Source organism: Cryobacterium sinapicolor (genome assembly GCF_004403465.1).
In the GTDB taxonomy this organism is placed as follows: domain Bacteria; phylum Actinomycetota; class Actinomycetes; order Actinomycetales; family Microbacteriaceae; genus Cryobacterium; species Cryobacterium sinapicolor.
Genome location: NZ_SOGQ01000032.1, coordinates 64,013 through 88,927 on the forward strand (window position 1 = coordinate 64,013; position 24,915 = coordinate 88,927).

A 24,915-nucleotide genomic window follows, 5' to 3' on the forward strand; every position below is an offset into this window, starting at 1 on the left:
ACTGTGAGTCGCGCACTGCGGCTCCATTGAGGCTACTGGGGCACCGTTACCCGGCAGTGACGCTTATGTTTCACACATGTTACAGCGGGGCCCGCTCGGTAGACTCACTCCGTGCCTGCCGCAGCCTCGAATTCAATCCCCTTCGGACAGCTTCCGCCGAGCCGTTGGCCGGGGGAGCGCCTCGGTCTGCCGAATGAGGGGCCTCGGTCCGTGGGGCGCGTCGGACGCCGAATCGGCGCCCTCGCGCTGGACTGGGCACTGGCCTACGGGGCGGCGGCGCTGTTCTTCAGCACGGACGGCGTCATCAACGGTTTCGCGGTGACAGCCATTTTCGTGGGGCTCCAGATCGTGTTCGTCCCGACGATCGGCGGCAGCATCGGGCATCGCCTGGTCGGGCTTCGCGTCGTCCCGCTCCAGCCGGGCTGGGTCGGGCTGTGGCGCCCCGTCGTGCGGTCCCTGCTGCTGGGCCTGGCGGTCCCCGCGCTGGTCTGGGACTCGGACCAGCGCGGTTTCCACGACAAGGTCGCGGGAACCGTCCTCATCCGCAGCTAGCCTGTTCGGCAGGCCGGCCTGTCCGGCGTGGCTGAACGGCTAGTTTCCGCGCTGTGGGCGGGCCTTCATCGGGTCGACGCCCTTGGGGATCGGCAGCTTCTTGGTCATGGAGTTCAACCGGTTGTTCACGGCGAGCACCTCGGCCTTGGTCAGGGTGGGCTTGATCCGGGTGAGGCGCCGAGCCAATTTGTGCAGCGGCACGGCGTCGGCGTCCGGGCCGACACTGATGATCGTGACGGCGATACTTCCGCCGAGCCTGGTCACCATCCGGCGCTCTTCCTCGAGCATGCGGGCCGTGCGAGTGCGCGGCCCCTCGCTGATCAGGACGACGCCACCGCGACCGACGGCTCGGTAGACGGCATCCTGAGTCTTGCCGTTGACGGCGACGGGCATTTCGCTGCCCACCCACCCGCGCTTGAGCGAACCGCGCAGCACGGCGCCTACGGCGCCGGGCTGGCCCTCGATCTGCGTGTACGCGGCCTTCTCGGCCCGCTGGCCCAGGATGATGAGCATGGCGAGGATGCCGGCGAGCACGCCCGAGATCGTCCACAGCACAAGGTTGAGGATGCTCCCGGGGGACAACAGGAGGGCCAGGCCCAGGGCGACGGCGACGGGCACCACGAAGCCGAGAACCATGAACAACACGATCTTCTTGTCGTAGCGACGTGTCATCTGGAACACCTGCCACATTTGCTTCATGCGGCCGGGCTTCTTGGGGGGGCGGGGAGTCTTGTCCTTGCTGCGTGCCATAGTTCCAAGACTACCGAGTCACCTGAATGTCTCGTGACCGATTTTTGATCAGGAGACCGCCTGCGCGAACCCGAGCGAGGCATCCGCCAGGTGGCGCAGTTGCGGCGGAACCTCGCGACCGGTCGCCAGCATGGACTGAGCCCACAGTCGGCCGGCCCGGTACGACGAACGCACGAGCGGGCCGGAGAGCACACCGAGGAAACCGATGGCCTCGGCCTCGTCCTTGAGCTCGACGAACTCCTCCGGCTTCACCCAGCGGGCCACGGGCAGGTGCCGTGCGCTCGGTCGCAAATACTGGGTGATCGTGACAATGTCGGTCCCGGCGTCGTGAAGGTCCTGAAGCGCCTGGCTGATCTCCGCACGCTCCTCACCCATGCCCAGGATCAGGTTCGACTTCGTGATCAATCCGGCATCCCGTCCCTGTGTGAGCACGTCGAGGGAACGTTCGTAGCGGAATGCCGGCCGGATTCGCTTGAAGATGCGGGGGACGGTCTCCACGTTGTGGCCGAAGACCTCGGGCCGGGCGGAGAAGACCTCGCCGAGGTGGTCCGGGTTGCCGGAGAAGTCCGGGACCAGGATCTCGACACCTGTCCCGGGGCTCTGCTGATGAATCTGCCGGATAGTCTCCGCGTAGAGCCAGGAGCCCTCGTCGGGCAGATCGTCGCGGGCGACGCCCGTCACCGTGGCGTAACGAAGATTCATCTTGACAACGGATTCAGCGACCCGGCGCGGCTCGTCAGTGTCGTACTCGGCGGGTTTGCCGGTATCGATCTGGCAGAAGTCGCACCGCCTGGTGCATTGCGACCCGCCGATCAAGAAGGTCGCCTCACGGTCTTCCCAGCATTCGAAGATGTTGGGGCAGCCGGCCTCCTGGCATACCGTGTGCAGGTTTTCGCCCTTCACCAGGTTCTGGAGCTTGCGGTACTCCGGTCCCATTTTCGCCACCGTCTTGATCCAGGCGGGCTTTCGTTCGATCGGGGTCTCCATGTTGCGTATCTCGAGGCGCAGCATCTTCCGCCCCTCGGGTGCCGCACTCATACGGACACCGCCCAGGCGGTCTCGAACTGGGCCGTGATGGGCGCAATGAGATCGGCCGGGGTAACGTCGCGACCGACCATCCTCGACATGGTGGTGACGCCGGCATCCCTGATCCCGCAGGCGATGATGTGGTCATAGGGCTCGAGCGAGTTGTTGCAGTTGAGGGCGAAGCCGTGCATGGTCACTCCTTCCGCGACGCGGATTCCGATGGCAGCGATTTTGTCTACGTGGCCGTCCGGGCCGACCCAGACTCCGGAACGGCCCGGGACCCGAAAACCGACGATGCCGAAGCCGAGCAGGGCGTCGATGATGATCCCCTCGAGCAGGCGCACGTAGCCGACCACGTCCACGGGCTCGTGAAGACGAGTGATCGGATACCCGACCAGTTGGCCGGGGCCGTGCCAGGTGATCTTCCCGCCTCGGTCCGCGTCGATCACGGGGGTTCCGTTGCTGGGCCGCTCCTCGGGAGCTGTGCGCTTCCCGGCGGTGTACACACTCGGATGTTCGAGGAAGATGACGGTGTCCGGCCTCTCCCCGGAGACGACGGAACGGTGGACTGCGCGTTGGAGCTCAAGGCCCTCAACATACGGCACGGAGTTGGCGCTTAGCCCCGCGACGACAAAGTCGAGCATGTTGCCATCCTAAACCCCGGCGTTCCTCCCCAGGGGGATGCCGGACTGGTTGTCCCCGAACCGCAACCCGGGCGGCCCGGACGAGGGCGGCCCGGCCAGCATTGGCGACATGAGAAGTCGCGGTCGACGCGTTCGGGATCCGGAGCCGGTATCCCTGCTGCCGTCGACGGAACCTGTGCTGTCGACGGAACCTGTGCTGTCGACGGAACCTGTGCTGTCGATGGCACCAGTGCCCGTCGGCGGCGGCCAGGCATTGATCGCCGGGTACCGGGTTCTGCGGCGCCTGGCGTCGAGTGACCGGGCGGACCTGTACGTGGGCGTGGCTCCGGCACTGTCGACCTCACCCGAGAGTGAGGTCCACGGCAAGGGGCCTGGTTTCTCCGGGACATCCGTTGTGCTCAAGGTTTTCCGTACGGGAACGGAGGACCTGGCGGTTGAACGCGAAGTTCGTGCCCTGACCGCTCTGACTCCCGGACGACTGACCATGCTCGTCGATGTCGGCACCCTGCCTGATGGCCGCACCTGCCTTGTCCTGGAACAGCTGACGGGTGGGGCGCTGAGCGGCTTCCTGAAGAACCGCCGGCATCTCCCTCCCGGGGAGGCGGTCACGATCCTGGCCCCCGTCGCGGCCGCGCTGGCGGAACTGCAGACCATCGGCCTGGTGCATCCGGCCGTGAGCCTATCGACCATTCTTTTCGACTCCTTCGGGCGCCCGGTCCTGACCGGACTGGGGGAGCTCCAAGAGCTCCCCGACGCCGGTCGTGAGCGAACCGAGGCCCTCGCCATGATGCACGACAGACTCGCGCAGGTCGTCCGGGCGGTGCTCGATCAAGTCGATCCGGTTGTGCCGGCTCAGGCGGCCCTCCGTGACCTGGACCGGTGGTGCGCGGGGCGGTCCGCCCGGCCGGCGGCCACAGCCCCAAGCCAGCTCGAGCACTTCCTGTTCGCCTGGGCCGAGGCCGAACCGGTGACGTTCAGCCGGACCGGCGACGACGGCAGGGGTCCGCAAACGGCCGGCGACTGGCTCAGGCGACCTGTTCCGGACGATCCCTCCGGGCGCGCAGCCGCGCTGACGGTTCGCGTCGCCTCGGGGGAGGTGCGGGCCCAACGACTGCTCGGCACTCTAGCGTCCCGCACATCTGCAGGGGTCCGTCGACTGCGGGGAGTCCACCCAGCCGGTGGGCTGAAAGCTGTGCTGAGCAGGCGGTTCCGCGTCCGCCGTGGAGCGCTGCTCCTTGCCGTTATTTTCGCCGTGGCGAGCACCGGACTCGCGTTGAATGCACGGGGTCCGGGTGGATCCGCGGTGACTGCGGGAGTGCGGCCGGAAACCTCCACTGCGCCGGCCGGAGCCACCGCCCTGCCGTCGTCCGACCCGGCGAAGTCGGACGCATCAGGTGCCGGCGACCGTGACGCCGATAGAGCCGCAACGGCCAGTGACGACCCGGCGACAGCGGTTCCGGCTCTTTTGCGGCTCCGGGCCTGGTGCCTGGACGAGGTCTCGGTGGTCTGTCTTGATGCTGTGCACCAGTCGCAATCGGCGGCCCTGACCGCCGACAGCCACACCCTGCGAATGATGCACCAGGGCGGCGACGCCCCCGAAGCCGAGGACGTCTCGTTGTGGTCGGCGGTCTTGGTGGAGCGCACGGGGGACGTCGCGCTCGTATCGCTCCAGGCCCACGACCTAGAACGACAGCCGGCCTCGGTCCTTGTGGTCAAGGGCGAGGCCGGCTGGCGAATCAGGGAGATTTTCGACTACTAGTCACAGCGTCCGTCGTCTGGTGATATCGACTAGAGACCGAGGTTTGCCTCGAAGGCACCTTCCTCGAGACGCTGCTTCATCGTGACGAGGAAACGTGACGCATCCGCTCCGTCGATGATGCGGTGGTCGTAGGACAGCGCAAGGAACACGGTCGAGCGGATCGCGATCGCATCGAGTCCACCCTGGCTGACGACGATGGGCTTTTTGTAGACGACACCGGTGCCGAGGATGGCGCTCTGCGGCAGGAAGACGACCGGGGTGTCGAAGAGTGCGCCGCGCGAACCGGTGTTGGTGAGCGTGAATGTGCCACCGGATAGTTCGTCGGGCTTGAGCTTGTTGTCGCGGGTGCGCTGGGCGAGGTCGGCGATCTGAGCGGCGAAGCCGGCCAGATCGAGGTCGCCCGCGTTGCGCACCACGGGGGTCAACAGGCCGCGCTCGGTGTCGACCGCGATGCTGATGTTCTCCTGGCTCGGGTACACGATCGTGTCACCGTCAATGGTGGCGTTGATGATCGGGTTGGCCTGGAGCGCCTCGGCGGCGGCGAGAGCGAAGAACGGCAGGAAGGACAGCTTGTTGCCCGTCTTGGCATGGAATTCGGCCTTCACCGCGTCGCGCAGGATCGCGACCCGGGTGACATCGACCTCGACCACGGTGGTCAGCTGAGCGGACGACTGCATCGAGATGACGGCTCGCTCGGCGACGACCTTGCGCAGACGGGACATGGGCTGGGTGGTCCCGCGCAGGGCGGAGACCTCCACGGCCGGAGCCGCTGCTGCAGGCGTGCCGGCGGGAGCGCCGGCCTGGGCGAGCACGATATCCTCCTTGCGGATGCGTCCACCGACACCGGTTCCGACCACGGTGGAGAGATCAACGCCAGCCTCGTTCGCGAGCTTGCGGACGATGGGGGTGACGTAGCCGGATGTCCCCGCGTGCGATCCTCGGGCGACGACCGGTTCCGGCGCCGCAACGGGGGCTGCAACCGGGGCTGCAACGGGTGCCGGGGCGGCGACGGGTGCCGCGACCGGTGCCGGCGCGAACACGGGTGCCGCGACGGGTGCGGGGGCTGCGACGGGTGCGGGGGCGGCGACGGGCTCGGGTGCGGCCACCGGAGCCGGCGCTTCCGCGACGGGCTCGGGTGCGGCCACCGGAGCCGGCGCTTCCGCGACGGGCTCGGGTGCGGCCACCGGTGCCGGCGCTTCTGCGGCCGGAGCGGCAGCGGCGGAACCGTCACCGATCATGACCAGGGCGGTTCCGACCTCGACGGTCTCGTCTTCCTGCACCAGGATGGCTTCGATCACTCCGGCAATGGGGGACGGAATTTCAGTGTCCACCTTGTCGGTCGATACCTCGAGCAGCGGCTCGTCGACTTCGACGCGGTCTCCCACGTTCTTCAGCCAGCGGGTGACCGTACCCTCGGTGACACTCTCACCGAGTGCCGGGAGGTTAACGGATTCGCTCATGCGATTGTCTCCTTCAAAGCCATTTGTCTGTAATTAGAGAAGTGAATGTCTGAATGCCGAAGTTCGGCGACTACGCGTGCAGCGGCTTACCGGCCAAAGCCAGGAAGGCCTCGCCGAGTGCCTCGTTCTGGGTGGGGTGCGCGTGCAGGAACGGGGCGATGTCCTCCGGGTACGCCTCCCAGTTGACAACCAGCTGTCCCTCGCCGATCAGCTCGCCGACGCGGGCGCCGATCATGTGGACGCCGAGGATGGGGCCGTCCTTGACTCGGACGAGCTTGATGGAACCGCTCGTACCGAGGATGGAGCTCTTGCCGTTCCCTCCGAGGTTGTACTCGAAGGTTGAGACCTGGTCGGCGCCGAACTTCTCGGCAGCCTTGGCCTCCGAGTAGCCGACGGAGGCGATCTCCGGGTCGCAGTAGGTGACCTTGGGAATGTTGAGGTCGTCGACGACGATGGGGTTGAGTCCGGCGATCTCCTCTGCGACGAAGATTCCCTGCTGGAATCCGCGGTGCGCGAGCTGCAGGCCGGGAACAATGTCGCCCACGGCGAAAACGCCGGGGATGTTGGTCGCGAGGCGCTCGTCGGTCAGGACGAAGCCACGGTCCATGGTGACGCCGACCTCTTCGAAGCCGAGTCCAGCGGTCGACGGCCCACGGCCGACGGCCACGAGCAGGATCTCCGCTTCGATGACGGTGCCGTTCTCCAGAGTGACGACGACGCCGTTCTCGTGCTGGGTGACGCTCTGGAACCGGACGCCGAGCGAGTACTCGATGCCGCGCTTGCGGAAGGCGCGCTCGAGCTGCTTGGAGATGGACTCTTCCTCGTTGGGAACCAGGTGGGGAAGGGCCTCGATGATCGTCACGTCCGCGCCGAAGGATTTCCAGACGCTCGCGAACTCGGCGCCGATGACACCGCCGCCGAGTACGGCGACCTTCTTGGGGACGAACTCGAGTTCGAGGGCGTGCTCGCTGGTCATGACACGGCCGCCGATGGCGAGCCCCGGCAGGGAGCGGGAGTAGGAACCCGTAGCGAGGACGATGTTCTTACCCACGATGGTGTCGGCACCGACTCGCACCGTGTTCGGTGAAATGAGGCGACCTTCGCCCTCGATCACGGTGATGCCGCGCGACTTGATCAGCCCCTGCAGTCCTTTGTACTTTGACGCCACGATGTTCTTGCGGAACACGTTCACGGCGGGCATGTCGATGCCCTCGAACTGCGTCTTGACTCCGTATTTCGCGGCCTCGCGGCTGACGTCAGCCACCTCGGCCGAGTGAAGGAGTGCCTTGGTCGGTATGCATCCAAGGTGCAGACAGGTTCCCCCGAGTTTGTCTTTTTCGATCAGGCCAACGGTGAGGCCGAGTTGAACGGCCCGCAGTGCAGCCGCGTAGCCGCCGCTTCCGCCGCCGAGAACGACAAGGTCAAACTTCTGTTCCGACACCCAGATACTCCCTTATGCATCACAACCCGGTCTGCCCATCGCGACGTTGCGCATCCGGGCAGGCGAAGAGTGGGCGAGATTTCTCGCCCACTCGACTGTACTACGGGCGCGAAAAGTCCTCTGCCAGTCGCAGTAGTGTCCGAACCGAGATTCCGGTCGGCCCTGCGTTCGTGAATCCCCACCCGCCACCGGTGTTGTGGGCCGGTCCGGCGATGTCCAGATGGGCCCACGGGATTGTCTCGGCGGCGTCGCCGTCGCCGCGACTCCCGATGAACTCCTGTAGGAAGACCCCGGCGAGCAGCATGCCGCCGTGAGCGCTGCCGATTTTCGCGTTGGCAATATCGGCGACATCAGAATTGAGTAGCGGACGCAGTTCCTCGGGGAGCGGCATCGGCCACACCAGTTCACCGACGGACTTACTGGCGTTCAACACACGGGCGACAAGGGCATCCTCACCCATGGCGGCGTAGTAGCGAGTGCCGAGTGCGACGAGGGCGGCGCCGGTCAGCGTCGCCACATCGACAATCGCATCAGGGCCCTCTTCGCCGGCCGCGACGAGACCGTCGGCGAGAACCAGACGACCTTCCGCATCCGTGTTCAGCACCTCCACCGTGCGGCCACCGCGAATCCGCAACACGTCGTTGGGCCGGATAGCCGAGCCGGACGGCATGTTCTCCGCGATGCACAGCCAGGCGGTGATGCGCACGTCGAGGCCCAGACGGGCGGCCGCCAAGGTCACGGCCAGAACGGTTGCCGCCCCGGTCATGTCGTATTTCATCCCGACCATGGATGCTGGCGGCTTGAGGGACAGTCCGCCGGTGTCGAAGGTGATGCCCTTGCCGACGAGGGCGAGATGCTGCGTCGCGCCGTCCGGGCTGTAACTGACCTTGACCAAGCGGGGAGGACGAGTGGAACCCTGGCCGACGCCCGCAATCCCACCGAAGCCATCCGCGGCAAGTTCCTTCTCGTCCCAGACCCGCACGTCGACGGGCAGGCCGGCCGCGGCGTCCGCGGCCTTCCGCGCGAAGGATTCGGGGTAGAGATCGAGCGGAGGCATGTTGACCAGGTCCTTGACCAGGCTGACGGCCTCTGCGATGACTCCGACGCGGACGGCGGCTCCCTCCGGCTCCGCGGCGGCATGCACCGTGATCTGCTGCGCGGGCACCTTGGTCGCGGCGAGCGAGCTCTGCCGGTAGGCGGTGAAGGAGTACGCCCCGAGCGCGGCGCCCTCCAGGACGGCCTCCGTCTCATTGTCCGTCGTCGTTGGAAAGGCGAATGCGACCGAGGTGACCCCGGTCAGTTGGCGGACAGCTGATCCGGCGGCGTGGCGCAGAGCGTCGACCGTAGCCTTCTTGCCGAGTCCGACGACGGCGATGCTGCGCGCACTGCCGATCGAGGCGGGCATACGCGTCACCTGGTCTCTGCCGCCCGTGATTCCCAAGGGGGCGAGTTGGTCGGCGAGGCCGGCGAAAGCGGGGTCGGCGAACAGAGTGGCGGAGTCACCGGACTGGAGCGCCCCAACAATGAGAACGTCCACCTCCGATTCGACGGCAGGTCCTGTGGATACGGTCAGGCGAGGTGCGTTCATCCCCCGATCGTACGCTCCGGGTGTGTTCGCTCTCGGCATCACGGCGGCGTCGCCTATTCCAGCACGCCTCGGAAATTGGCGCTTACAGTTAACGGATGCTGGATCCAGGTGACATTTACGAGCTGACTGCGGACGCGGAGAACGTCCCGGAGGGGCTCCACCTTGTCGCGGGTCTGACGGGCTTCGCGGATGCCGGTGGCGCAGTCTCGCAGTTCACGGAGTATCTTCTGGAGACCCTCGACCACACCGTCGTCGCAACCTTCGACGCCGACGTCTTGCTCGACTACCGTGCGCGCCGGCCGGTCATCCATTTCGACCAGGACCACCTCACCGACTACCAGCCTCCCGCTTTGCGGGTGTACCAGGCCAGGGACGAGATCGGCCAGGCGTTCCTGCTCCTGGCCGGCTACGAACCGGACTTCCGCTGGGAACAATTCACCGCAGCGGTGCTCCAACTGGAACGCCGTTTCAAGGTGGTCTCGACGACCTGGGTGCACGCGATACCGATGCCGGTCCCGCACACCCGCCCGATCGGCGTGACCGTCAGTGGAAACCGATCCGATCTGGTCGAGAGCATGTCGGTGTGGCGTCCCAACACCCAAGTGCCGGCAAACGCGCTTCACCTGATGGAATATCGACTCCAGGAGAGTGGCGCCTCTGTCGTCGGGTTCGTGCTGCTGATCCCGCACTATCTCGCCGACACGGAATTCCCCCTCGCCGCGCTGGCGGCGCTGGACAGCACGAGCGCCTCCACCGGACTGATCTTCCCCACCGATCGAGTGCGCGAGAAGAACCGCGATTTCGTCGGCCGCATCGACGAGCAGGTGCAGGACAACCCCGAACTGTTCAAGCTGGTTGGGACGCTCGAGGAGCGCTACGACGCCTACATGGAGGGCAGCACGTTGCGCTCCCCGTTGACCGACGAAGCCGGCGAGTTGCCCAGCGCCGATGAGATCGCCGCCGAGCTGGAGAACTTCCTCGCCACCCGACGCAGCCGAGACGACGGTTCGCCCGCCTGACGCCGACCGCTCCGTCGATGCGGGCCGCCGGGCGCGGGTAAGTTGGGGGCAATGAACTCCCGCCGATCCTGGTTGATCTTTTACGTCGGATCGTTCGCGTACCTCTCTGCCGTCCTCCAGCGCTCATCCCTCGGCATCGCCGGGGTCGCGGCCACCGAGCGCTTCGGTGGATCCGCATCGCTGCTGTCCAGCCTCGCCGTGGTGCAGCTCGCTGTCTACGCTGCGGCGCAGGTGCCGGTGGGCGTGATGATCGATCGGTACGGGGCCCGGGTGCTGGTGGCCACCGGAACGGCGCTGATGATCGTCGGCCAGATCACGCTCGCTTTCGCCCCCGACATTTCGATTGCCGTGCTGGGACGCATCCTCGTCGGCGCCGGCGACGCCGCCATCTTCATTTCGATGATTCGTCTCATCGCATCGTGGTTTTCGGGACGCATCGTCCCGCAGCTCTCACAGTGGCTGGGAAACATCGGTCAACTCGGCCAGGTGCTGTCCGCCGTCCCGCTGGCCTGGGTGCTGCACACCTGGGGTTGGACACCGACGTTCCTCTCCGCCGCCTCAGTTGCCGCGGTGGCCCTCGTCGTGGTCCTCGTCGTCGTGAAGGACCAGCCCGACCGCGCATCCCTGGAGAACAGGACGACCAGCTGGCATAGCGCGCTCCTGCAGCTCAAACACAGTTTCAAACGGCCCGGCACGCAACTCGGCTTCTGGTCGCACTACGTGACGCAGTCCTCCGGAACCGTCTTCACCCTTCTCTGGGGTTTCCCATTCATGGTGTCGGGACTCGGCTACGAACCGTCCCTCGCCGCGGCGATGCTCATGGTCCTGGTAGGCGCCGGCATGGTCTGCGGGCCGATCCTCGGGATTCTGACGGCACGCTTTCCGCTGCGCCGCAGCAACATCGTGTTGAGCGTCGTGGCGCTGATGGGAGCGGCCTGGGCAGCGGTATTGCTGTGGCCGGAGCAGCCGCCGTTCTGGCTGATGGTGGTGCTGCTCGTCGCCCTCGGCATCGGAGGCCCCGGATCGCTGATCGGTTTCGATTTCGCGCGAACCTTCAATCCCCAGCGCAGCCACGGATCCGCGAACGGCGTCGTCAACGTCGGCGGCTTCACTGCCAGTTTCGTGATGGTCTACCTGATTGGGCTGCTTCTCGATCTTCAAGACGGCTGGCGGACTTCCGGAGGCGAGGCGAGCGATCTGTACTCGCTGGATTCCTTCCGGGTCGCGTTCTCCGTGCAGTTCCTGGTTGTGGGACTCGGCGTGATCTTTCTGCTGCACGCCCGCGCCCGCACCCGCAGTCAGCTGTCCCGTGACGAGGGAGTGGAGGTTGCGCCGCTCTGGGTCGCCGTGGCGCGGGCATGGCGTCGCGGGCAGCGGCCCGAATAGCTGCGCGTCTGGCTTGTCTCATACACAAAGCATGCAATAATTGTCAATAGGGCCCGTTCTGGTCCTGGGAGCAACGACAGCAGTGTCGGTGTGAATAGCCCGGGACTTGACATGGGTCCTAGTACTGCCCAAAATCCACACTGCTCAGGCCACTTCCCGCCAGATCCATTCGGTCGGGACCCGCCTGGCAGCGCCGCAGGCTCCCGGGCCACGGCATGAGAGGTGTTCGAATGGCAACCCGCACAAAAATCGAGCAGACCGAAGAGCCCACCGCGAGCACACCTGAGGCTCCGGACGCAGCTGCGCCGGCGCCCAAGGCCGCCGCCGTGAAGAAGCCGACCAAGGCGGCCCTGGCCAAGGCCGCGGCTGCGGCTGCGGCTGCGGCTGCGAACGGTGAAGAGAAGCCCGCACCGCGCAAGCGCGCCGCCAGCACCAAAGCCAAAGCCAAGCCGGCGTCCGACGAGCACGATGAGGCCGGGCACGGCGACGACGCGGATGCCGACGACGACTCCGACGAAGCCAAGAAGAAGCGTGCAGCATCGGCCGAAGCGCTGCCGAGTGGTGCTCTGGTGCTGTCTCTCGTCGACGACGACGACGAGGTGCCGGTTTACTCCAGCGCAATCACCGGCGCGACGGCCGACCCAGTCAAGGACTACCTGAAGCAGATCGGCAAGGTCGCCCTGCTGAACGCCGCCGAAGAGGTCGAGCTCGCGATGCGAATCGAAGCGGGGCTGTTCGCCGAGGACAAGATGTCCCAGATGACCGATTCCGAGAAGAAGAGCGCCCTCGGCCGCGAACTCCTGTGGGTCGCCAAGGACGGCGCCCGCGCCAAGAGCCACCTCCTGGGTGCCAACCTGCGCCTGGTCGTCTCGCTCGCCAAGCGCTACACGGGCCGCGGAATGCAGTTCCTCGACCTGATCCAGGAGGGCAACCTGGGCCTGATCCGTGCGGTCGAGAAGTTCGACTACACCAAGGGCTTCAAGTTCTCCACCTACGCCACCTGGTGGATCCGTCAAGCGATCACGCGTGCCATGGCCGACCAGGCCCGCACGATCCGCATCCCGGTGCACATGGTCGAAGTCATCAACAAGCTGGCCCGAGTGCAGCGCCAGATGCTTCAGGACCTCGGCCGGGAGCCCACGCCGGAAGAGCTGAGTCGCGAACTGGACATGACGCCGGAGAAGGTTGTGGAGGTTCAAAAGTACGGCCGGGAACCCATCTCCTTGCATACTCCGCTCGGCGAAGACGGCGACAGCGAATTCGGCGACCTGATCGAGGACACGGAGGCCGTCGTCCCCGCTGACGCGGTCGGGTTCACCATGCTGCAGAAGCAGCTTGAGAGCCTGCTCGACTCGCTCTCCGAGCGCGAAGCCGGCGTCATCCGAATGCGCTTCGGCCTCGGCGACGGCATGCCGAAGACTCTCGACCAGATCGGCGACACGTTCGGCGTGACGCGGGAGCGCATCCGTCAGATCGAGTCGAAGACCATGGCCAAACTGCGTCACCCCTCACGGTCGCAGTCCCTACGCGACTACCTCGAATAGAGATCGGTTTGCGCTACGCGCCGGCGATTCTCCTCGGACGAGTCGTACGGAAACTGGCCCGATGGAGGAAGCCGGGCGGCGGATCCGCGATCCCCGGCCTCGTGGTCAACAGGATCGCACCTGGGTTCCTTCCCCGCACCCTCAACAGCTTCCCCGGTGGACTGGTCATCGTCACCGGGTCAAGCGGCAAATCAACCACGACCAAAATGCTGGTCGCGGCTCTCCGCGCTCACGGCATGGTCGTCTTCACCAACCAGTCCACGGCCAACATAAGTCAGGGTCTGACCTCGGCGCTGCTCGAGCAGGCGAGCCTGAGCGGCCATATCGCGGGCGACATCGCCGTGCTGGAGATGGATGAGGGCCATGGCGCCCTCATCTCCGGTTCGCTGACGCCGCGCGTAGTCGCTTTGACGAACGTCATGGTCGACCAGATCGATCGGTTCCATGACTCGGACATGGTCGCGGCGATGCTCGCGAAGATCGCCGCCAGAGCTACCGGAACCGTCGTGATCAACGCGGACGATCAGTACCTGACCGCCCTGGCCGCTCGCCTCGACGGCACCTCTGCAATCGCTCGCTACGGAGTTTCCGCAGAAGTTCTCGCTGCCAACCCGCGGGGCCTCGGCTACAGTGCGACCACCACTTCCCGGCTGGACGAGGGAGAGGGGATGCTTCTCACTTCGGTGCACGGACGCCGCGCGACCGTGAGCATTGCGGGGGTGGGGTACCCGATCGGGTTGCCCGCCCGCGGCACGCACTATGCCGTGGACGCCTTGACCGCGCTGAGCACAGCGCGGGCCGCACTCGGTGGACGCTTCGATCCAGTGCTGGCCATCGGTGCCATTTCGGCCATTCCTCCGGTCTTCGGCCGTGGCGAGATCGTCACGGTCCGGGGTCGGCAGGTCGAATTCGTGCTGGTGCAGAATCCGGCCAGTTTCCAGTTGAACGTCGACAGTCTCGAACCGGGGACCGATCAGATCCTCATCGCAATCGGGTCCGACGTGCGCGACCCGTCGTACTTCTGGCCCGTGAACACCTCGAGCCTGGGCCGGGTCCGCATCGCGTCCGGATCGAAGGCGCAGGACATCGCCCTTCAGCTTGTCTACGACGACGTGGTCGTCGACCGCATCGAGTCGGACCTGGGCCTGGCCCTGGACGAGTTCCTGGCGCTGCCGGAACCACTCACGGGTTTGAAAACGATCATTTTCTCCGCGGACTCCATGCGACGCACCAGGGCACACCTGGGGCTCGTCACCAACAAGGAGGAGCAGGAATGACCCGTCCGCTCTCGATCGTGTCACTGCTACCCGAACTCCTCGGTACCAACGGCGATGCCGCCAACGCCCGCGTTCTCGCCCAGCGGGCTCGGTGGGCCGGTGTTGAGGCCGCCGTGGTGGAGGTGCGTTCCTCGGCTGATCTGCCCGACCAGGTCGACGCCGTCATCGTCGGATCGGGCTCCGACGCCGATCTGGTGCGCGCCAGGGACATCCTGGCGACGATGACCACGGAGTTGCGCACCTGGGCCACTGCGGGTGTCCCGATCCTCCTGGTCGGAACCGGCTGGGAACTCCTGAGCTGGGGCATAGAACTCGGCGACGGAACCGTCGTCGAGGGGCTGGGCATCCTGGCCGGTCGCGCTGTGCCGATGCCGGCACGCGCCACGGATGACATCGTGGTCACCTCCCGACACGGCCGGCTGATCGGTTTTGAGAACCATTCCCGCAGCTACGTCGGCGCCGAGGCGTCGCCGCTCGGCCAAGTGCTTTACGGAACCGGCAATGGCGCGGGTTCCGAGGGACTCGTCATGGGCAGCGTCGTCGGTACTCATCTGCACGGGCCTGTGCTCGCCCGAAATCCCGGTCTTGCCGACCACCTCCTGCGCACTGCTCTGGTGCGCATCGGACACGAATACCGTCCCGGCGGACATTCGTCGGCCGCTGACGACATGGCAAAAGCCGCACGCAACCAGGTTGCGGTACGGCTCGGACTTCCAACAGAGTAGCGGCCTGACTCGGCGGGGCGCAAAGCAACCGAAGCTGCTGTGCGCCCCGCCGATTCCGTTAGGAGCGCTGATCCTCGAGGAGGCGGCTCGACTCGTCGTGCCAGCTCTCCGCGATGGCGGCGAGCTTCTCCTGGTGCTTGCGACCGTGGTGTGCACAGAACAACAGCTCGCTGTTGTTCACGACCACACGGATGTAGGCCTGAGCCCCACACGCATCACAGCGGTCTGCCGCGGTGAGCTGGTGGGGAGCCTTCTCTTGGTTGATGGCACCATTCTCGGCTGCGATCTGGGACATGGTTTCCTCCTCCAGACTGATACCAACTGATACCAATTTAACCTGTACTCCATGGAAACACGGTCCGGCGCGGATATCGAGTCGGGGGACCGCTATTTCGCTCACCGCGTAGTGCACTTCGATCGGGTGTCGACGTCTGGCGGGGAGCGCCGACCGGTATTCTTGATTGTTGTGAGTTCTTCTGATTATTCCGCCCGCCACCTGTCTGTACTCGAAGGGCTGGAAGCGGTTCGCAAACGTCCGGGCATGTACATCGGGTCCACCGACTCGCGGGGGCTCATGCACTGTCTCTGGGAGATCATCGACAACTCGGTCGACGAGGCGTTGGGTGGATTCGGCAGCAGCATCGATATCGTGCTTCACGCGGACGAGAGCGTCGAAGTGCGCGACACGGCCCGCGGTGTGCCGGTTGACATCGAGCCCAAAACGGGACTGACCGGGGTCGAGGTCGTCTTCACCAAACTGCACGCGGGCGGCAAGTTCGGCAGCGGGTCGTATGCGGCGTCCGGCGGACTGCACGGTGTGGGGGCATCCGTTGTCAACGCCCTGTCCGAACGTCTCGACGTCGAAGTCGACCGAGACGGCAAGACCTGGGCAATGTCCTTCCACCGTGGCGAACCGGGGATCTTCGCGGATTCGGGCGAGAAGAGCCCCGACGCGCCCTTCACACCCTTCGAGAAGCAGAGTGAGCTCCGCGTCATCGGCAAAGTCAAGCGTGGCGTGACCGGCACGCGAGTGCGCTACTGGGCCGACCGCCAGATCTTCACCAAGGGCGCGGCATTTCAGACCGAGGAATTGCTCGAACGGGCGCGCCAGACGGCCTTCCTCGTGCCGGGCCTGGGGATCGAGATCGCGGACCAGCGCACTGACGTGCACGTGCTCAAGTCCTTCAAGTTCGAGGGTGGGATCTCGGAGTTCGTCGACCACCTCGCCACCGACAGCCCGATCACCGACACCTGGCGCCTCACCGGCAATGGGACCTTCCGGGAGACCGTCCCGGTTCTGACCCCCACGGGCGCCATGGTGCCCACCGAGCTGGTCCGGGACTGCGCCGTGGATATCGCCCTTCGCTGGGGGACAGGGTACGACACCGTCGTCCGCAGTTTCGTGAACATCATAGCCACGCCGAAGGGCGGAACGCACCAGGCCGGTTTCGACGCGGGCCTGCTCAAATTTCTCCGTGCCCAGGTTGAGTTGAACGCCCGTCGACTCAAAATGGGGTCCGACAAGCTGGAGAAAGACGACGTGATGGCCGGCCTCACCGCAGTGCTCACCGTGCGGCTGCCCGAGCCTCAGTTCGAGGGGCAGACCAAGGAGGTGCTCGGCACACCCGCGGTTCGCGCCATCGTCGCCAACGTCGTCGCCCAGGCCATGAACGAGCGATTCGTGTCGACGAAGCGGGACGACAAGATGCAGGCCGCGGTCGTGCTGGACAAGATCGTGGCCGAGATGAAATCGCGCATCTCGGCTCGTGCCCACAAGGAGACCCAGCGCCGCAAGAACGCACTGGAGAGTTCGTCTCTACCCGCAAAACTGGTCGACTGCCGCAGCAACGACGTGTCGACGAGTGAACTCTTCATCGTCGAAGGAGACTCCGCACTGGGAACAGCCAAGCTCGCTCGGGATAGTGAACACCAGGCGCTCCTGCCCATTCGCGGCAAGATCCTGAACGTGCAGAAGGCATCCGTCGCCGACATGCTGTCCAACGTCGAGTGCGCATCGATCATCCAGGTGATCGGCGCCGGTTCCGGCCGGAGTTTCGACCTGTCCGCCGCCCGCTACGGCAAGGTCATCATTATGAGCGACGCGGACGTGGACGGCGCGCACATCCGGACGCTGTTGCTCACCCTGTTCTTCCGCTACATGCGCCCGATGATCACGGAGGGCCGCGTTTTCGCGGCCGTCCCGCCACTCCACCGGGTCGTGGTGATGAACCCGGGGACGAAGCCTAATGAAACCATCTACACCTATTCGGAGGTCGAACTTCAGGCCGTCCTTGCCGGCCTCAAAAAGAGCGGAAAGCGCTATCAGGATCCGATCCAGCGGTACAAGGGTCTGGGCGAGATGGATGCCGACCAGCTTGCGACAACGACGATGGAGCGGGCGCACCGCACTCTGCGCCGGGTGAGGGTCGCCGACGCCGAGATGGCCGGAAACGTTTTCGAACTCCTGATGGGCAACGACGTCGCCCCGCGCAAGGAATTCATCATCGAAAGTTCGGACAAACTCAGTCGCGACCGCATCGACGTGTGATGACCCGGGCCGGGCGTCTCACGATTGGAAGGACGTGCTCGCCAGGTCCCGCTCGCCGTTGATGATGGCGTCGACGACGCGCTGGGCAACGACAACGGGGGAGTAGCCGGCCGGCAGGCGCGGGGCGGTCCCTTGGATCGGGTGAGTGGAGAGTTCCGTCTCGGTATGGCCGGGCCGGGCGTCCAAGATACGGATGCCGCTGCGGCGCAGTTCCCGGCCGGCGGCCTGTCCGAAGGCCGCGAGGGCGGCCTTGGACGCCGAGTAGGCGGCGAGATTGGCGGTCGGGCTTTCGCTGACGACCCCACTGAGCGTGACGACGAAGGGGTCGCGGCCCTGCTCGGCGGATTCGGTCAGCGCGAATCGGGCGGCCCGCAGCAGGCGGATCGGCGCCAGCGTGTTCAGGGCGAACAGCTCCGTGAGCGTTTCGTCACTCACCTCCGTCGCGGGCCCGAACGCGACAACCCCCGCGGCGTTGATGATGCCGTCGAGCCGCCCGTTGACTCGAATCGACTCGGCGACGAGAGCCGGAATCGCCTCCGGGTCGGTCAGGTCGGCGGCGAGACGGGTCCCGGGGATCGACAGCGCCTCAAGTTTCGCCTGGTCGCGCCCGCTCAGGACGAGTCGGGCGCCTCCGGCAGCCAGAAGTCGGGCGATTTCACGTCCCAGACCCCCCGAGGCGCCGAGGACGAGAATGGCGGAGTCGTCGAGGTGTGTCATTTCGCCACCATAACCCACCACCCTGCGCCCTGTCCTGCGGTTCCTGCTGGAGACAGCGCGAAGTGGTCAGCCGATCCGGGCGCCGATGGCACCGATCACGGAATCGAGCATGGCTCCGGATGCGTCACGCCGCGACCCCGATTCAGGCAGCGTTCGGGGCGTGCCATCTGAAGAGACCGCCCGGGCCGGAAGGGGACCCACCCACGCAACGGAGACGGTGTCTTCGCCCTTCAGGAATCGCTGGGAGCGCACGCCACCGGTTCCCCGGCCTTTTGCCGGGTATTCCGAGAAGTCGGAAACTTTGGCGCTGCCGGGATCGGTTCCGGTCAGCGTGTGGCTGCCGGTGGCGATGGTCGCGACCACGAGGACATCCTCGTTCCGTGCGTCCACGCTGGCGAAGTGAACCACGTGTGCGCCGGCGGTCAGCTTGATGCCGGCCATACCGCCGGCCGTGCGTCCCTGCGGGCGCACCGAGCCGGCCGGAAAGCGCAGCAGCTGGGAGTCGGAGGCGATGAAGACCAGTTCGTCGTCTTCCGCACCCTGCACAGCGCCGACCACCACGTCCTTGGGCTTCAAGGCGATGATCTCGAAGTCTGGTTTGTTGGCCCAATCGCCCGCGGTGACGCGCTTCACGGTGCCCTGTCTGGTCCCGAGCACGATCGACCGTTCGGAGTCGAGCGCGACGAGCGCCAGAATCCTCTCGGCTTTGTTGGGCAAGGCCAGGTAATCGCTCACGCGCACGCCCGCCCCGAGCTGGACCGAGGTCGGCGGCAACACCGGGAGGTCGACGGGGGAGAAGCGGATGAGCCGCCCCAGGCTTGTGACCGCTCCGATCTCAGTTCGGCTGGTCGTGTCCAAAACGGAGAGGACGGCGTCATGCTTGCTGCGCCTCTGTGCCGGCGTGATCCGCTCCGGCAGGTCCGCAGTGTCGGCCGCAAGCTCCACCCGAGCGATCCTGCCCGTTGCGCTGAGGTAGACCCGGGTCGGGGTGTCCGTCACCTCGAGGATGGCGGCCTTCCGCTTGGCGGCGGCGCCGTTTGCGCCGGCGATACTCGCCGTCGCCTCGGTCAACAAGGTCCGCCGTGGCGTGCCGAAACGATCGGCCACCGAGGCGAGTTCGTCGGACACCAGAGTGCGGATGGACGCCTTACTGCCGAGAAGCTTCTCCAGGGCCGCGATCTCCGCCAGCAGTTGATCCCGCTCGTTTTCAAGTTCGATTCGGGAGAACCGGGTCAGGCGCCGCAGGCGGAGCTCGAGGATGTACTCGGCTTGAATCTGGCTCAGGTCGAAGACATCGATCAGCTTGGCGCGTGCCTGTTCGCTGTCATCGCTGGCGCGGATGACCTGGATCACCTCGTCGATGTCCAGGATCGCCACCAGCAGACCCTCGACGAGGTGCAGGCGCTCCTTGCGTCGGGCCAGCCGGTAAGCGGAGCGCCGGGTGACGACCTCGATGCGGTGTCCGATGTAGACGAGCAACAGTTCCCGAAGTCCCAGCGTCTGCGGGCCGCCGTCGACGAGGGCGACCGCATTGATGTTGAAGGAGTCCTCGAGCGGGGTGACCCGGTACAGCTGCTCGAGCACGGCCTCCGGGCTGAAGCCGGTTTTGATCCCGATGACGAGTCGAAGTCCTTTGGTGCGGTCCGTCAGATCGGTGACATCGGAGATTCCGTTGAGCTTCTTGGAATTGACCCCATCCTTGATCTTCTCGATGACCCGCTCGGGGCCGACGAGGTAGGGGAGTTCCGTGACGACGAGACCTGCCTTGCGGGCGGTGATGGCTTCAACGGATACCCGTGCCCGGGTCTTGAAGCTGCCGCGGCCGGTCGCGTAGGCATCCTTGATTCCCGCCAATCCGACGATCGTGCCGCCGGTGGGCAGGTCAGGCCCGGGAACGAACTCCATCAGGTCTTCCAGGCTCGCGTTCGGGTGGGCGAGCAGATGTCGCGCCGCACCGACGACCTCGATCAGGTTGTGCGGTGCCATGTTGGTGGCCATGCCCACGGCGATACCGCTCGCACCGTTGACCAGCAGGTTCGGGTAGGCGGCCGGGAGAACGTCCGGCTGGGTGAGCTGATTGTCATAGTTGGGCACGAAATCGACGACGTCTTCGTCGAGAGTCTCCGTCATGGCCAAGGCGGGAGCGGCCAGCCTGGCCTCGGTGTAGCGAGGGGCCGCCGGGCCGTCATCAAGGGAGCCGAAGTTGCCGTGGCCGTCGATCAGGGGAACGCGCAGCGTGAATGCCTGCGCCATCCGCACGAGAGCGTCGTAGATCGCGGTGTCGCCATGCGGGTGCAGCTTGCCCATGACCTCGCCGACGACTCGAGCGGACTTGACGTGGCCGCGATCGGGACGAAGCCCCATCTCGCTCATCTGATACAGAATGCGCCGTTGCACGGGCTTGAGTCCGTCCCTGGCGTCCGGGAGCGCCCGAGAGTAGATCACCGAATAGGCGTATTCGAGGAACGAGCCCTGCATCTCGGTGGAGACATCGACGTCTTCGATGCGCTCGGTGAACGTGGCGGGCGGGGTGCTGTCTTGACGGCTCATTCGTGAATTCTGCTGAGGCGTGCGTTGCGGGACGCGCGCTGTCGGGTAGGCGCTGGATCGATTCGGCTTTGTCTATGTCAAACTTGGCACGATGCCTTCTATGCTACCGGCCCGCCAATTCAGCACCCTTCGCCTTGCCGACGTACTCACATCTTCCCTCGCGTCGGTCCAGGGTCTTCCCAATCCACTACGCCTCGTTCCGACGAACAAAACGGTCGTTGTTCTCGCGGACGGCCTGGGAATCAGTTCCCTGCGCGCCCGGGCCGGGCACGCCCGGTTCCTGAAGTCGCTGCTGACCAAGTCCAGCGTGATCGACGGGGTCTTCCCGTCCACCACCGCGGCGGGGATCACGACCCTCGCCACGGGTGTCGCCCCTGGGCAGCACGGCCTCGTCGGCTACCGGGTCCGAGACGCCGACAGGGACCGCGTGGTGAACCAGCTGACCGGCTGGGATGACGGGATGCGGCCGGAGACCTGGCAGCGCGTGCGCACAGTCTTCGAACGGGCGGCGGATGCCGGCGTTCCCGGTTTCGCTATCGGACCCCGCCGCTATTCCGCATCCGGTTTCACCCAGGCGGCGCTTCGCGGTGCGCGCTATGTGCCGGCGGAGAGCGTGTCCGACAGGTTCGCCGCCGCCAGGCACCTTCTGGACACCGAGCCGCGCGCCCTCGTCTACCTCTATGTCCCCGAGCTGGATGTGGCCGCCCACGCCCACGGCTGGGAGTCCGACCGGTGGCTGGCTGCGTTGGAAGTCCTCGACGATGCGACCGCCCGCTTCGCCGCAGGACTCACGGCCGACGAGGGGCTCCTGCTCACGGCCGACCATGGCATCATCGACGTCCCGGCGACCAGTCACGTGCTCTTCGACACGGTTCCCGAACTCGTCGGCGGCGTCCGGCACATCGGCGGGGACCCACGCTGCCTGCACCTCTACCTCGAACCCGAAGCGGTCGACGAGGCCGCCGCGGCTCTTGCCGACACGTGGCGCGCCGTCGAGGGCCACCGCGCCTGGATCTTCACGCGCACTGAGGCTGTCGAGTCCGGTCTCTTCGGCGATGTTTCGCCCGATGTCTTGCCGCGCATCGGCGACGTCATCGTCGCCGCACGCAAACTCATCGCCTACTACGACTCCCGAGAGCCGAACCAATCCGCACGGTCGATGGTCGGTCAGCACGGATCTCTGACGGATGAGGAACTCCGGGTACCGCTGATCAGATCAGGGGCATTCTCCGCCTGAGCGTTGGAGAACGGACCTCAGGACGGGTACTGTCCGCGCTTGACCTGGGGCTTGGGCAGACGTAAGACGCGCAGTTGCAACGCCCGCATTGCCGCGTACCAGCGAACCCGCTCGGCCTTCTGTACTCCGAACTTGGCATTGAGCTTGCGGGTGACGATGAAGCCCAGGATGATGCAGTCGACCACGGCGACGATAACGAAGGCCCACAGAGCGAGGAAACCGTAGGTCTGGATGGCCGGGTCGGGGAAGACGCTCAGCAGGATCACGAGGAACATCACCGGGATCATGAATTCGCCCACGTTGAAGCGAGCGTCGACGAAATCGCGAACGAAGCGCTTCTGCAGGCCGCGGTCCCGCATCGGGAGGTATTTTTCGTCCCCCGCAGCCATCCCGATCCGAGTGCGCTCGCGAGTCTCAGCGGCCTTGCTTCTGGCCTGCTTGGCCGCGAGCTTTCGGTCGTCCGGAACCAGAGGGCGCCGGTTCAGGGCCTCCTGCTGTTTCCGGCTGGGCGTCGCCTGCCCTTTGCCGACGGGGTGGCCGGCCGCGAGACGAGACTTCGTCTCTTCCGGGGTCTCCATGGATGGTTGTGCGTCTGGGTTCACAGGCTTAGCCACATCAGTTCCTTGCAATTGGTTGCCTTAAGATTACCCGATGACCGATATTCGAGAAACAGCTCCCACGGCAATCTCCCCGGCCGCACCGGCTCTTCGCGCGGCCGTCGAGCGAGGCCTTCCCACCACCATCGCAGATCTGTGCTCCCTGGTGCGGATTCCCTCCGTATCCTGGGACGCCTTCGACGCTCGACAGGTCGCCGCCAGCGCCGATGCCGTCGCGAACCTTGTCCGCGGTCTCGGGGTGTTCGAATCCGTTGAAATCAAGACGGCCGGGATCCCGGGCGGTGCCGAGCTCGGCCACCCGGCCGTTCTGGCCACGCGCGCCGCTCGGAACGGGCGCCCGACAGTTCTGCTCTACGCCCACCACGATGTGCAACCTCCCGGCCAGGATGCTGACTGGGACTCCAACCCCTTCGAACCGACGGTGCGCGGCGACCGCCTTTACGGACGCGGCGCCGCGGACGACAAAGCGGGCGTCATGGTACACATCGCCTCGATCCGAGCTCTCGTGGAGGCTGAAGGACCCGACTTCGACCTTGGCCTGGCGCTCTTCATCGAGGGGGAGGAAGAGTTCGGCAGCCGGTCCTTCGCCACCTTCCTGGGGGAGAACCGGGAGGCCTTGCGGGCGGATGCCATCGTCGTCGCGGACTCGAACAACTGGGACATCAACACCCCGGCGCTGACCACGGCACTGCGCGGCAACGTCACCTTCCGTCTGACCGTTCGCACTCTTGACCACGCATCGCATTCAGGTATGTTCGGGGGAGCTGTTCCCGACGCGATGATGGCAGCCGTTCGCCTCCTCGACAGCCTCTACGCCGAGGACGGCTCTGTCGCCGTCGCCGGGCTGACGAGCATCAACGTTCCGACCCCCGACTACTCCGTGGAGCAGCTCCGCTTGGAGACCGGGCTCACCGACGGCGTCAGCCCGATCGGGCACGGCTCGGTCCTCAGCCGGATCTGGTCCCAGCCGTCCATTACGGTCACCGGGATCGATGCACCGTCCGTGGCCAACGCGTCGAACACCCTCACGCCGGCCGTCACCGTACGTGTCAGCACCCGGATCGCTCCCGGTCAGCCGGCCGACGAGGCCTTCCGCGCGCTCGAGGCGCACCTGCGCGCCATGGCTCCCTTCGGTGCCCGAATCGACATCGACGACGTCGACACGGGGGAGGCCTTCCTGGTGGACACCGGCGGCTGGGCCGTCGCCGAGACGCGAAGCGCCATGGCCGAAGCGTGGGGTGAAAGCCCGGTGGACATCGGCGTCGGCGGATCAATCCCCTTCATCGCCGATCTGGTCCGCGTGTTCCCGGAGGCACAGATCTTGGTCACCGGGGTCGAAGACCCCGATTCCAGGGCGCACAGCCCGAACGAATCTTTGCACCTCGGTGTGTTCAAGCGGGCCATCCTCAGCGAGGCCTTCCTTCTCGGCCGCTTGAACCAGCGCACCGAACGATGACCTCACCGTGCGGGGCTGAGAGCCGGGAATGAACGGGGTGCATTCCCGGCATTGCTCGGTAGAATCTGCGTGGAATCCAGCGGACATCCGGCCGCTGCACACGACCACGCAAGAACGATGCGAACAATGAGGAGCCCCATGACCGACACAGTCGTCACCAGCACAGCCGCCCATGGCGTGGGTCTGAGCGCCGCCGCCGCCGACAAGGTGCGGAGCCTGCTCGCCCAGGAGGGAAGAGAAGACCTTCGCCTGCGCGTCGCCGTGCAACCCGGCGGCTGTTCCGGCCTCATCTACCAGCTGTATTTCGATGAGCGAGTGCTCGAAGGGGACGCGCTGGTCGACTTCGATGGGGTCGAGGTCGTCGTCGACAAAATGAGTGTTCCCTACCTGGATGGGGCATCCATCGACTTCGAGGACACCATCCAGAAGCAGGGGTTCACCATCGACAATCCCAATGCCGGCGGCAGTTGCGCGTGTGGAGATTCCTTCAGTTGATCCCGCAGCTTCAATTGAACAGCAACGGAACGACAGCACTGCGAATACTGCGACTGGCGGCGAATTCGTTACCTCAGGCGGCCTGTTCTTGCACAACGGAACGTGCCACCCGCAGTAGGCTTGA

At 65.9% G+C, this 24,915-nt stretch carries 21 protein-coding genes; 11 read left to right on the top strand and 10 right to left on the bottom strand.

Annotation, left to right across the window (positions count from 1 at the left end; translation table 11 throughout):
- Window positions 1-111 precede the first annotated feature (111 nt).
- Entirely contained in the window at window positions 112-552 is a 441-nt protein-coding gene (locus tag E3T28_RS06915; protein ID WP_134429202.1) for an RDD family protein, read from the top strand.
- A 39-nt stretch (window positions 553-591) separates the two neighbouring features.
- On the opposite strand, the gene E3T28_RS06920 is transcribed toward E3T28_RS06915, so the two are convergent.
- Genes E3T28_RS06920 through lipB form a run of 3 tightly spaced genes read right to left on the bottom strand, consistent with a single transcriptional unit; the run spans window position 592 to window position 2,972 of the window.
- Window positions 592-1,302, bottom strand: a complete 711-nt coding sequence (locus E3T28_RS06920) for a DUF4191 domain-containing protein (protein WP_134429204.1) — start codon at window positions 1,300-1,302, stop codon at window positions 592-594.
- 48 nt (window positions 1,303-1,350) lie between these two features.
- A complete protein-coding gene (gene lipA, locus E3T28_RS06925) occupies window positions 1,351-2,340 on the bottom strand; it encodes a lipoyl synthase (protein ID WP_134429206.1) in 990 nt (329 codons plus the stop codon).
- On the bottom strand, window positions 2,337-2,972 hold the full coding sequence (lipB, locus tag E3T28_RS06930) for a lipoyl(octanoyl) transferase LipB (RefSeq protein ID WP_134429208.1): 636 nt from the start codon (window positions 2,970-2,972) through the stop codon (window positions 2,337-2,339). The genes lipA and lipB overlap by 4 nt, the downstream gene beginning before the upstream one ends.
- 220 nt (window positions 2,973-3,192) lie before the next feature.
- On the opposite strand from lipB, the gene E3T28_RS06935 reads away from it, so the two are divergent.
- Window positions 3,193-4,731 carry a protein kinase gene (locus E3T28_RS06935; protein ID WP_166786952.1) on the top strand — a complete coding sequence of 513 codons (1,539 nt, stop codon included), beginning with the start codon at window positions 3,193-3,195 and terminating at the stop codon, window positions 4,729-4,731.
- Window positions 4,732-4,760: 29 nt separating this feature from the next.
- Here the strand turns inward: E3T28_RS06935 and E3T28_RS06940 are convergent, their stop codons facing one another.
- From E3T28_RS06940 to E3T28_RS06950, 3 genes are all read right to left on the bottom strand, one after another.
- Entirely contained in the window at window positions 4,761-6,191 is a 1,431-nt protein-coding gene (locus tag E3T28_RS06940) for a 2-oxo acid dehydrogenase subunit E2 (protein WP_134429212.1), read from the bottom strand.
- 70 nt (window positions 6,192-6,261) lie between these two features.
- The gene (lpdA, locus tag E3T28_RS06945; protein ID WP_134429214.1) at window positions 6,262-7,632 is read right to left on the bottom strand and encodes a dihydrolipoyl dehydrogenase; all 1,371 of its coding nucleotides are present in this window, start codon (window positions 7,630-7,632) and stop codon (window positions 6,262-6,264) included.
- 100 nt (window positions 7,633-7,732) lie between these two features.
- Window positions 7,733-9,220 (bottom strand): leucyl aminopeptidase, encoded by a 1,488-nt coding sequence (locus tag E3T28_RS06950; protein ID WP_134429216.1) that lies wholly within the window; start codon window positions 9,218-9,220, stop codon window positions 7,733-7,735.
- 95 nt (window positions 9,221-9,315) lie between these two features.
- Between E3T28_RS06950 and E3T28_RS06955 the strand changes: the two genes are divergently transcribed.
- From E3T28_RS06955 to E3T28_RS06975, 5 genes are all read left to right on the top strand, one after another.
- A complete protein-coding gene (locus E3T28_RS06955) occupies window positions 9,316-10,239 on the top strand; it encodes a proteasome assembly chaperone family protein (protein WP_134429218.1) in 924 nt (307 codons plus the stop codon).
- A 51-nt stretch (window positions 10,240-10,290) separates the two neighbouring features.
- On the top strand, window positions 10,291-11,625 hold the full coding sequence (locus tag E3T28_RS06960) for an MFS transporter (protein WP_134429220.1): 1,335 nt from the start codon (window positions 10,291-10,293) through the stop codon (window positions 11,623-11,625).
- A 230-nt stretch (window positions 11,626-11,855) separates the two neighbouring features.
- A complete protein-coding gene (locus tag E3T28_RS06965; RefSeq protein ID WP_134429222.1) occupies window positions 11,856-13,169 on the top strand; it encodes an RNA polymerase sigma factor in 1,314 nt (437 codons plus the stop codon).
- A 101-nt stretch (window positions 13,170-13,270) separates the two neighbouring features.
- Window positions 13,271-14,446: a MurT ligase domain-containing protein gene (locus E3T28_RS06970; RefSeq protein WP_134429224.1), complete on the top strand. Its 1,176-nt coding sequence runs from the start codon at window positions 13,271-13,273 to the stop codon at window positions 14,444-14,446.
- Window positions 14,443-15,171: a type 1 glutamine amidotransferase gene (locus E3T28_RS06975; RefSeq protein ID WP_134429226.1), complete on the top strand. Its 729-nt coding sequence runs from the start codon at window positions 14,443-14,445 to the stop codon at window positions 15,169-15,171. Before E3T28_RS06970 ends, E3T28_RS06975 begins: the two co-directional genes overlap by 4 nt.
- A gap of 58 nt (window positions 15,172-15,229) precedes the next feature.
- On the opposite strand, the gene E3T28_RS06980 is transcribed toward E3T28_RS06975, so the two are convergent.
- Window positions 15,230-15,466 (bottom strand): DUF7455 domain-containing protein, encoded by a 237-nt coding sequence (locus E3T28_RS06980; protein WP_134429228.1) that lies wholly within the window; start codon window positions 15,464-15,466, stop codon window positions 15,230-15,232.
- A gap of 171 nt (window positions 15,467-15,637) precedes the next feature.
- Between E3T28_RS06980 and E3T28_RS06985 the strand changes: the two genes are divergently transcribed.
- Complete coding sequence (locus tag E3T28_RS06985; protein WP_134429230.1) at window positions 15,638-17,719, top strand: DNA gyrase/topoisomerase IV subunit B; 2,082 nt, start codon at window positions 15,638-15,640, stop codon at window positions 17,717-17,719.
- A gap of 18 nt (window positions 17,720-17,737) precedes the next feature.
- On the opposite strand, the gene E3T28_RS06990 is transcribed toward E3T28_RS06985, so the two are convergent.
- Both E3T28_RS06990 and E3T28_RS06995 read right to left on the bottom strand, forming a co-directional pair.
- Window positions 17,738-18,436, bottom strand: coding sequence for an SDR family NAD(P)-dependent oxidoreductase (locus E3T28_RS06990; RefSeq protein ID WP_134429232.1), 699 nt, complete (start codon window positions 18,434-18,436; stop codon window positions 17,738-17,740).
- A 66-nt stretch (window positions 18,437-18,502) separates the two neighbouring features.
- Complete coding sequence (locus E3T28_RS06995) at window positions 18,503-20,986, bottom strand: DNA gyrase/topoisomerase IV subunit A (protein ID WP_134429234.1); 2,484 nt, start codon at window positions 20,984-20,986, stop codon at window positions 18,503-18,505.
- 91 nt (window positions 20,987-21,077) lie between these two features.
- On the opposite strand from E3T28_RS06995, the gene E3T28_RS07000 reads away from it, so the two are divergent.
- The gene (locus tag E3T28_RS07000) at window positions 21,078-22,223 is read left to right on the top strand and encodes an alkaline phosphatase family protein (RefSeq protein WP_134429236.1); all 1,146 of its coding nucleotides are present in this window, start codon (window positions 21,078-21,080) and stop codon (window positions 22,221-22,223) included.
- Window positions 22,224-22,240: 17 nt separating this feature from the next.
- Here E3T28_RS07000 and E3T28_RS07005 read toward each other — a convergent pair whose 3' ends face one another.
- Window positions 22,241-22,837, bottom strand: a complete 597-nt coding sequence (locus tag E3T28_RS07005) for a DUF3043 domain-containing protein (protein WP_338145391.1) — start codon at window positions 22,835-22,837, stop codon at window positions 22,241-22,243.
- Window positions 22,838-22,874: 37 nt separating this feature from the next.
- Between E3T28_RS07005 and E3T28_RS07010 the strand changes: the two genes are divergently transcribed.
- On the top strand, window positions 22,875-24,296 hold the full coding sequence (locus tag E3T28_RS07010) for a dipeptidase (protein WP_134429238.1): 1,422 nt from the start codon (window positions 22,875-22,877) through the stop codon (window positions 24,294-24,296).
- Between the two features lie 138 nt (window positions 24,297-24,434).
- Window positions 24,435-24,791, top strand: a complete 357-nt coding sequence (gene erpA, locus E3T28_RS07015; protein ID WP_134429240.1) for an iron-sulfur cluster insertion protein ErpA — start codon at window positions 24,435-24,437, stop codon at window positions 24,789-24,791.
- Window positions 24,792-24,915 lie beyond the last annotated feature (124 nt).

Excerpts from the sequence above, each read along its gene's own strand:
- E3T28_RS06980 (WP_134429228.1), bottom strand. The coding sequence starts at position 15,466 with ATGTCCCAGATCGCAGCCGAGAATGGTGCCATCAACCAAGAGAAGGCT.
- erpA (WP_134429240.1), top strand. The coding sequence starts at position 24,435 with ATGACCGACACAGTCGTCACCAGCACAGCCGCCCATGGCGTGGGTCTG.
- E3T28_RS06990 (WP_134429232.1), bottom strand. The coding sequence starts at position 18,436 with ATGACACACCTCGACGACTCCGCCATTCTCGTCCTCGGCGCCTCGGGG.
- E3T28_RS06995 (WP_134429234.1), bottom strand. The coding sequence starts at position 20,986 with ATGAGCCGTCAAGACAGCACCCCGCCCGCCACGTTCACCGAGCGCATC.
- E3T28_RS06920 (WP_134429204.1), bottom strand. The coding sequence starts at position 1,302 with ATGGCACGCAGCAAGGACAAGACTCCCCGCCCCCCCAAGAAGCCCGGC.
- E3T28_RS06960 (WP_134429220.1), top strand. The coding sequence starts at position 10,291 with ATGAACTCCCGCCGATCCTGGTTGATCTTTTACGTCGGATCGTTCGCG.
- E3T28_RS06935 (WP_166786952.1), top strand. The coding sequence starts at position 3,193 with ATGGCACCAGTGCCCGTCGGCGGCGGCCAGGCATTGATCGCCGGGTAC.
- lipB (WP_134429208.1), bottom strand. The coding sequence starts at position 2,972 with ATGCTCGACTTTGTCGTCGCGGGGCTAAGCGCCAACTCCGTGCCGTAT.
- E3T28_RS06975 (WP_134429226.1), top strand. The coding sequence starts at position 14,443 with ATGACCCGTCCGCTCTCGATCGTGTCACTGCTACCCGAACTCCTCGGT.
- E3T28_RS07010 (WP_134429238.1), top strand. The coding sequence starts at position 22,875 with ATGACCGATATTCGAGAAACAGCTCCCACGGCAATCTCCCCGGCCGCA.
- E3T28_RS06965 (WP_134429222.1), top strand. The coding sequence starts at position 11,856 with ATGGCAACCCGCACAAAAATCGAGCAGACCGAAGAGCCCACCGCGAGC.
- E3T28_RS07000 (WP_134429236.1), top strand. The coding sequence starts at position 21,078 with ATGCCTTCTATGCTACCGGCCCGCCAATTCAGCACCCTTCGCCTTGCC.
- E3T28_RS06940 (WP_134429212.1), bottom strand. The coding sequence starts at position 6,191 with ATGAGCGAATCCGTTAACCTCCCGGCACTCGGTGAGAGTGTCACCGAG.
- E3T28_RS06955 (WP_134429218.1), top strand. The coding sequence starts at position 9,316 with ATGCTGGATCCAGGTGACATTTACGAGCTGACTGCGGACGCGGAGAAC.
- E3T28_RS06950 (WP_134429216.1), bottom strand. The coding sequence starts at position 9,220 with ATGAACGCACCTCGCCTGACCGTATCCACAGGACCTGCCGTCGAATCG.
- lipA (WP_134429206.1), bottom strand. The coding sequence starts at position 2,340 with ATGAGTGCGGCACCCGAGGGGCGGAAGATGCTGCGCCTCGAGATACGC.